The organism is Bacillota bacterium, from assembly GCA_036504675.1.
Taxonomy (GTDB): Bacteria; Bacillota; Sulfobacillia; order JAJYWN01; family JAJZPE01; genus DASXUT01.
In genome coordinates this window covers 1-7518 of record DASXUT010000060.1, presented here as the reverse complement: position 1 = coordinate 7518, position 7518 = coordinate 1, and the positions used below count along the sequence as shown (strand labels likewise).

At 68.1% G+C, this 7518-nt stretch carries 6 protein-coding genes; all 6 read right to left on the bottom strand.

Features of this window, described 5'->3' with window-relative positions; all coding sequences use genetic code 11:
* Positions 1–214: 214 nt before the first annotated feature.
* The 6 genes from pknB to fmt all read right to left on the bottom strand — a co-directional run bounded on the left by pknB (position 215) and on the right by fmt (position 7374).
* The gene (gene pknB / locus VGL40_04375; protein ID HEY3314501.1) at positions 215–2095 is read right to left on the bottom strand and encodes a Stk1 family PASTA domain-containing Ser/Thr kinase; all 1881 of its coding nucleotides are present in this window, start codon (positions 2093–2095) and stop codon (positions 215–217) included.
* Complete coding sequence (locus VGL40_04370; GenBank protein HEY3314500.1) at positions 2092–2871, bottom strand: Stp1/IreP family PP2C-type Ser/Thr phosphatase; 780 nt, start codon at positions 2869–2871, stop codon at positions 2092–2094. Before VGL40_04370 ends, pknB begins: the two co-directional genes overlap by 4 nt.
* Complete coding sequence (gene rlmN, locus VGL40_04365) at positions 2819–4024, bottom strand: 23S rRNA (adenine(2503)-C(2))-methyltransferase RlmN (GenBank protein HEY3314499.1); 1206 nt, start codon at positions 4022–4024, stop codon at positions 2819–2821. Before rlmN ends, VGL40_04370 begins: the two co-directional genes overlap by 53 nt.
* A gap of 68 nt (positions 4025–4092) precedes the next feature.
* Entirely contained in the window at positions 4093–5469 is a 1377-nt protein-coding gene (gene rsmB / locus VGL40_04360; protein ID HEY3314498.1) for a 16S rRNA (cytosine(967)-C(5))-methyltransferase RsmB, read from the bottom strand.
* A 152-nt stretch (positions 5470–5621) separates the two neighbouring features.
* Positions 5622–6308 carry a zinc metallopeptidase gene (locus VGL40_04355; GenBank protein HEY3314497.1) on the bottom strand — a complete coding sequence of 229 codons (687 nt, stop codon included), beginning with the start codon at positions 6306–6308 and terminating at the stop codon, positions 5622–5624.
* Between the two features lie 106 nt (positions 6309–6414).
* Positions 6415–7374 carry a methionyl-tRNA formyltransferase gene (gene fmt, locus VGL40_04350; GenBank protein ID HEY3314496.1) on the bottom strand — a complete coding sequence of 320 codons (960 nt, stop codon included), beginning with the start codon at positions 7372–7374 and terminating at the stop codon, positions 6415–6417.
* Between the last annotated feature and the right edge of the window lie 144 nt (positions 7375–7518).

Sequence of the window (7518 nt, the reverse complement as noted above, 5' to 3'; positions counted from 1 at the left end):
TGTAGCCGGCCCCCGGGCCAGCCTCGCGGAAGCCGACGAAGTCCCCGGCCAGGACCCTCGCCCGGTCATGCTTAAGCCGGCCGCGCGGCCGGCAAAGGTAGACCTGGTCCTCGGAGAGGACCTCGAAAACGTTGGAGTGAGAGGTTATGACCTGTCCGGTGGGCATCCTCCGCCTCCGTCTCGGGTTCGTCTGGGTCCAAGGAGTGGTGCCGAGCTACTTGAGGGGGACCGTACCGAGCAGCGTCCCGTCGGCGAAAGTCCGGAGGGTGCCAGTCGTGCCGACCCAGTTGATGTCGACCTTCACCGCATCGCCGGCCAGGTGCTTGCGGTCATACACCGCCCTCGTCCCGAGGGCGTCGGTCAGTTCGATCCTTATCTGCTGCTGGTCCACACCGTCGGTGGGCACCTCGAAGCTGAGCGAGAAGCTGTGGACCGTGGTGTACGGCCCGCGGCTGACGACCAGGGAGACCTTGTCCCCCCGCCTTACCGGCGAGCCGGCCACCGGGACCGTTCGGAGGACCGAGCCGATCGGCTGTTCGCTGGTCTGGGTGGTCAACTGGTCCAGGACCAGCTTGACTTGGTCCATCCGCTTCCTGACGTTGAGCCAGTTCTCCCCGGAGTAATCGGGCAGCGGAAAGGCCGCCGGCTGGGGTCCGAGACTGAGCGTGATGTCGACCGCCGAGCCCTCCCGGACCTCGGTCTCAGGGCTCGGGCTCTGGGCGATGACGTAACCCTCGAGGACGTCGTCGGCGTAATCCGTCGATTGCTGCCCGAGAACCAAGTTGGCCCCCTGCAACTGGACCTCGGCCTCGCGGACGCTCCGTCCGGCGAGGCCCGGGACTTTGACCATCGTCGGCCCCTTGGACAGTCGGACTTGGATCGTCCGGCCCTCCCTGACCGTGTCGTTGGTGGACGGGTCTTGCCAGCTGATGGCCCCGGCGGGGACGTTCTTGTTCCATTCCTCGCCGATAATCTTCAACTTCAGGCCGACATCGGCGAGGGCCGCCTGACCATCGGCCGCGGTCATCCCGCCCAGGTTGGGCACGATCACCGTAGGCACATTGAACCAGTCGGCGGCGACGCGGAGAGCCAGGAAGAGAAGGACTACCGTCAGTCCGACTCCCGCCCAGCGAATGGTCTGGCCCAGGCGGGTCGCGGCCCGCCTCCCGACCCCCCCCGACGGGATCAACGACCCCTGGACGACCAGGGTCGGAGCGAGGTCGGGTGGCAGGTCTGGGATGGCCTCCCCGCGGGCGACCTTCTGCAGGTCGCGGAGGAACTCGGCCACCGACTGGTAGCGCTCACTCTGCGTCTTGCGGAGGGTCTTCATGACCACGCGTTCCAGGGCCTGGGGTACCTTCGGATTGACCGTAGTGGGCGGGGTGACCATCTCCTGGACGTGCTTCAGGGCGACCGAGATGGGGCTCTCGCCTTCGAAGGGGACCTTGGCCGTCAGCATCTCGTAAAGGACGATGCCCAGGGAGTAGATGTCCGACTTCTCGTCGGTCAGGCCCCCGCGGGCTTGTTCAGGGGAGAAGTAGTGGACCGACCCAACGATCGTGCCGGTGGCCGTCAGGGTGTTCGACGTGGCCGCCCGGGCAATCCCGAAGTCGGTTACCTTGACCAGGCCGTTGCGGCTGATCATGATGTTGTGCGGCTTGATGTCGCGATGGACGATCCGATGCTGATGGGCGTGACTGAGGGCCTGCCCGATCTGCATCCCGACGGAGATGACCTCCCGGGCTTCGAGGGGTCCGGCCTCGCGGATGCGATCTTTCAGGGTCTGGCCGTCGACGAACTCCATCACGATGAAGTATGTGCCGTCTTCTTCACCGACATCGTAGATCGAGACGATGTTCTGGTGCGACAGGCTGGCCGCCGCCTGGGCCTCATGGCGAAAGCGACGGACGAAGTCCTCGTCGTCGGCGAACTGGGCCCGCAGGACTTTGACCGCCACGACCCGGTTGAGGATACCGTCCCGGGCCTTGTAGACGATGGCCATCCCGCCGCCGCCGACCCGCTCCAGGATCTCGTACCGCCGGCCGAGGACCCGGCCGATGAGTTCAGCGCCCTCGCCTCGGGTGCTCTGGCTCATGCTCCGGCCTCCTCTGGGGCCAGGCGGGCGGCGACGACGGTGATGTTGTCGTGCCCTCGCCTGGCCTTGGCCAGTTCGACGAGGCCGTCGACGGCCTCCTGAAGGTCGGCCTTCCCGCCCACGGCGCTCGCCACTTCGTCCGCCGAGACCAGGTTCGATAGGCCGTCGCTGCAGACGACGAGGCAATCCCCGTCCTCGACGTCGACCAGGCCGGAATCGACGGGCACCGAATCCTCGGTCCCCAGAGCCTTGGTCAGGATGTTCCGGTGAGGGTGGCGCATCGCCTCGTCCTCGGTCAAGTCGCCGTTCCTGACGAGTTCACCGACGAAGGAATGGTCGTCGGTCAATTGGCGAGCAACTCCGTTGCGGACCAGGTAGGCCCGGCTGTCGCCGACGTGACTGAAGACGGCCTGCCGGCCGCCCTCGGCCGGGACGAGGACCGTCGTCAGGGTCGTCCCCATCCCCTGGTACTCTGGCAGGTGGGCGGCCATCTGATAGACCCGGTCATTGGCTTCCTGGGCCGCCCTGACCAGGGCCTCTCGGGCGGTATTCGGGGTGCTGTCGCCGGCCGGGTGGCTGTCGTTCGACCGAGCCAGGACCTGGCGCATGACTTCCAGGGCTACCCGGCTGGCCACCTCGCCGGCGGCCTGACCGCCGAGCCCGTCGGCCACGGCCAGGAGACAGCGCCCGAAGGGGCCCCGCCGGTCCACGCAGTAGCTGTCTTCATTGACCTTGCGGACCAGCCCGGTGTCGGTCCTCTCGCCCGTCTGCACCATCGATACCCGCCTTCCGTCGCCCGCCTCCCCGGTCTCTCCGGAGCTGCCCACAGGCGGCGTTGATGTCCGAACCCAGCTCCCGACGGATGGTCGCCGAGATCCCCGCCCGTTCGAGCCGACCCAGGAAGGCCTGGACCACCGCCTGTCCGGGCCGGCTGAAGCCACGCTCTGGCACGGGGTTCAGGGGGATGAGGTTGACGTGAGCCAGATGCCCGGCCAACAGCCGGGCCAACTCATCGGCTTCGCGAGGGCCGTCGTTCAACCCGCCGATGAGCGTGTATTCGTAAGTCACCCGCCGGCCGGTGACCTCGGCGTATCGATCGGCGGCTCCGATCAGGTCGGCCAACCCCCAGCGCCGCGCGACGGGCATGATCTGGCGCCGCAGCTCATCCCTGGGGGCATGCAGCGAAACGGCCAGGGTCACCGGGAGCCCCTCGGCCGCCAGCCGCTCGATTCCCGGTACCAAGCCGGACGTCGACACGGTGATGTGACGATACCCAAGGCCCAGCGAATAGGGCTGGTGGATGAGGCGGATGAACCTGACCGTCGCCTCGTAGTTGTCGAGCGGCTCGCCGGTGCCCATGATGACCACGCGGCCGACCGTTTCCCCGGTCTCGGCTCGGAGCCGCAGGACCTGGTCGAGGATCTCGCCGGCCGAGAGCTGGCGGACCAGCCCGCCGATGGTGCTGGCGCAGAAGGCGCAACCCATCCGACAGCCGACCTGGGTCGAAAGGCAGGCGGTTGACCACTGCCGGTAGCGCATCAGGACACTCTCGACGGCCTCGCCGTCGGCGAGTCGGAAAAGGAACTTGACCGTTTCGTCCCGCCCCGAGGCCGAAGTGGCGGCCGGGCCGAGTCTGAGGATCCTGCCGACGGCCGCCAAACGGGCCCGCAGGCTCGCCGGGAGGTTCGACATGGCCGCGAAATCGGCCGCATCGCGGAGGTAGATCCATTCCAGGATCTGCCGAGCCCGATAGCGCGGTTCACCGATGGCCGTGAGGACGGCCTCGGCCTCTTCAAGGAAGAGACCCTTGAACTCGATGGGGGGTTCAAAGCCGGCCTGTCTGAGGGCCTGCCGGTCGGCCGCGAAGCGATCGTCCTCGGCGCCGCCGTCCCAAGACCTCGTTCTTCCGTTATCGGACGTATCTTTCATAATTCGCTCCGCCTGTGCTTACTCCTCTAAGACAGCTTTTGGACGGCTTCCCAAGGGTTGGTCGAGGCTCATCCGCGCGGCCCGGCACGGTCGAAGCGAGCGATGAAGAAGCCATCCGTGCCGTGTCTTGAGGGCAACAACTGAAGGGTGCCGGCGGCCACCCCGGGCTCGTCGCGAAGGATAGCCGGTAGGAATGGTCGCAGGTCGGCCGGTCGGAAGTCAGGGTGGGCCCCCAGGAAGGCCCGGACCACGTCGGCATTCTCGGTCTCGGCAATAGTGCAGGTGCTGTAGACGAGGCGGCCCCCGGGAACGATCACCCGGGCCGCCGCGTCGAGCAAAGACAACTGCAGCGGGGCCAGGGCGGCTGAATCCTCGGGACGCTTGCGCCAACGGCTCTCGGGGCGCCGCCGCAGGACCCCGAGGCCGGAGCAGGGGGCGTCGACGAGAACCCCGTCGGCCGGCCCGGTGACCAGCTCCCCGAGGCGCCGGGCATCGCCGGCCACCGGAGTCACTCCCTCGATGCCCAGGCGGCGGCAGTTCTCCGTGATCAGGCCCAGCTTCGACCGGGCGATGTCGACGGCCAGCACGGTGGCTTTGTTCTCGGCCAGTTCGGCCAGGTGAGTGGCCTTCCCGCCGGGGACGCTGCAGGCGTCGACGATGGTCTCGCCGGGTCGCGGATTCAGCACCGGGGCCACCAGCATGGCCGCCTCGTCCTGGACGAAGAAGTGTCCCTCCCGGAAGGCCGCCAGTTCCGGAATAGACGAGTAACCCTCGATGGACAGCCCCTCGGAAGCCAGCCGACCCACGGTGACGGTCACGCCTTCCGCCATGAGGGCCGCGGCCAGACGCTCACGGTCATTTCTCAGCCGATTAGCCCGGATGCACGTGGGCGCGGGCTGGTTGTCCAGGTGACAGATGGCCGCCGTGTCGCTCTCCCCGAGCTCGTTCAGCCAGCGCCGAACGAGCCAGTCTGGGTGGGACTCGGTCACCGTCAGGTAGTCCCAGAGCTCCTCCGGCCCGGGCAGGGCGACCGACCCATCGCCGAGGCCCCTGGCCAGATGGCGGAGGACTCCGTTGACGAAGCCGGTGATCCCCTTGTGCCCGCCCCTCGAGGCCTGCCGGACCGCCTCGTCGACGGCCGCGTGGGCGGGGATCCGGTCCATGAACATCAGCTGATAGGCCCCGAGGCGGAGGATCCCCCGAACCCTCGGGTCGAGGTCGACGACGGGCCGTTTCGAGACCTTGTCCAGGGCCCAATCGAGGGCCTGGCGCCGGCGCAAGGTTCCATAAGTCAGCTCGGTGGCCAGGGCCCGGTCGCGCTTGTCGGGCCTCGCCGGGCCGGCCCAAAACGAGTCCAGGGCAGCCTGGGCGGCCTGCCCCTGTTGCTCGACGGCCAGCAGCGCGCGGAGCGCGATCTCCCTGGAATTGAGCGGTCCGCCCGGCAAGATCGTCCCCTCCCCGGCGTGGTTTTCGTCCAGAGGTACTGACTCAAAGGGCGACATCGAGGGGTCCCCGTGCCCCGCGAACACGGGCCGGGGGGACCACCGCCGAGGTCGGACGGCAAGCCTTCAGAAGGCGCGGACCCTAGCGGCGCCGGTCAATCGTCGCGGGACGACCGGATGACCAAGAGGCGGACCAGCTGCAGGACGGCCATCAAGGTCGCCGCCAGGTAGGTCAAGCCGGCCGCCGAAAGAACCTGTCGAGTCGGCCCGACCTCGCTCTCGCTGATGTAGCCTCCCGACTGGAGTAGGGCGATGGCGCGGTTGCTGGCATTGTACTCCACCGGCAGAGTGACCAACTGGAAGACGACGGCCGCGGCGAAGAGGATGATCCCCAGGTCCATCAGGGACAGGGCGTTCATGATCAGGCCCAGGAGGAAAAGGATCCAGGCCCCCTGCGAACCGATCTGGGCCACCGGAAGGATGCTGTTCCTCAGCCGCATCGGGGCGTAACCGACGTTATGCTGGATGGCGTGCCCGGCTTCATGGGCGGCCACGCCCAGGGCGGCCAGGGACGCCCGGTCATAGACGTCGGCCGAAAGGCGTAGGACTCGGCGGCGTGGGTCATAGTGGTCGGCCAACCGGCCGCCGATCCGCTCGATGGTCACGTCTCTGAGGCCGGCCTGGTCGAGGATCCCCCTGGCCGCCTCGGCCCCGGTGACCCCTCGGCTCGACCGGACCGCCGAGTAGCGGTTGAAGGCACTGGACACCTTGGCCTGCGCGTAGAAGGCCAGGATCAGCGCCGGGATGATCAGGATGAAGGTCGGGTCTCCCCAAAAGAACATCTCCGGAAAACCTCCTCGTTTGGCCGGCCTGTGGGCGCCCATCTGGCTTTGCGGACGCCCGTCGGCCGGTTCCCGTCTGGTCTAATCTCGGCTCGACCCGGTCAGGTCAGGTCACGGACAACCCGAGGACCGACCCCACCAGAGCCCGCTGCCCGCGAACAAAGTCGGCGGCCGGCATCGGCCGGCCTCCCCCCGGCTGGACTTCGAGGAAAGCCAGGCGCTGGCGGCCGTCGCCGCAGGCGACCATCAACCCGTTGGGGGTCGCGCCGGCGGCCGGGGCCACCCCGGCCACCGTCCCGGGTTCCAGCGGCGCGTCCTCGGCGGCGACGGCCGCCCGCCAGACCTTCAGGACCCGCCCTTCAAGGCTGGTCTTGGCCACCGGCCAGGGGTTGAGGGCCCGGACCTGATCGGCCAGAGCCGCCGCCGGACGGCGAAAATCCAAGATCTCATCATCGGGCTTCAGAATGGGGGCCATGGTCGCCAGGCGGTCATCCTGGGGACGGGGTTTTAGCCGGCCGGCAGCCAGTCGATCGATTGTCTTCACCAACATCCCCGCGGCGATCCCCGCCAAGCGGTGGTGCAATGAACCGTATGTGTCGTCCGGCTCGATCGGCTCCGACTTCTGAGCCAGGACTGGACCCTCGTCATAGGCCGGGGTCATCTGGATGATGGTCACCCCGGTCTCCGTCCGTCCGGCCATGATCGCCCTCTGGATCGGGGCCGCCCCGCGGAATTGGGGCAGCAGCGAGGCATGGACAACTACACAACCGTGCTTTGGCTGGGCTATGGTCCTCGGGCCGACCAACCGCCCGTAGGCGGCCACCGCCCCGACGTCGGCCGCGGCCTCCTTCACCAGGCGCAAGACCTCGGCTCCGGTGGTCGGTTCGGCCACGGGTAGCCCGAGGCCTTCCGCCATATCTCGCACCGGGGATGGCCTCATCGACCTCCCCCGGCCGCCCCGGCGCCAGGGTTGGGTGATGACCATGACCAACTCGTGTCTGGATGTGGCCAGGGCCTCCAGACTCGGCACAGCAAACTCGGTGGTGCCCATGAAGACTACCCGCATGGCTGGTCAGTCCTTATCCGTCGGGGCTTGAGCCTTGGCCTCGGCCTCAGCCTTGGCCTCACCCTTGCCCCCAGCCTTGCCTCACCCTTGCCCCCAGCCTTGCCCTCAGCCTCACCCCTGGCCGCGCCCTCTTCCTCGTCCTCG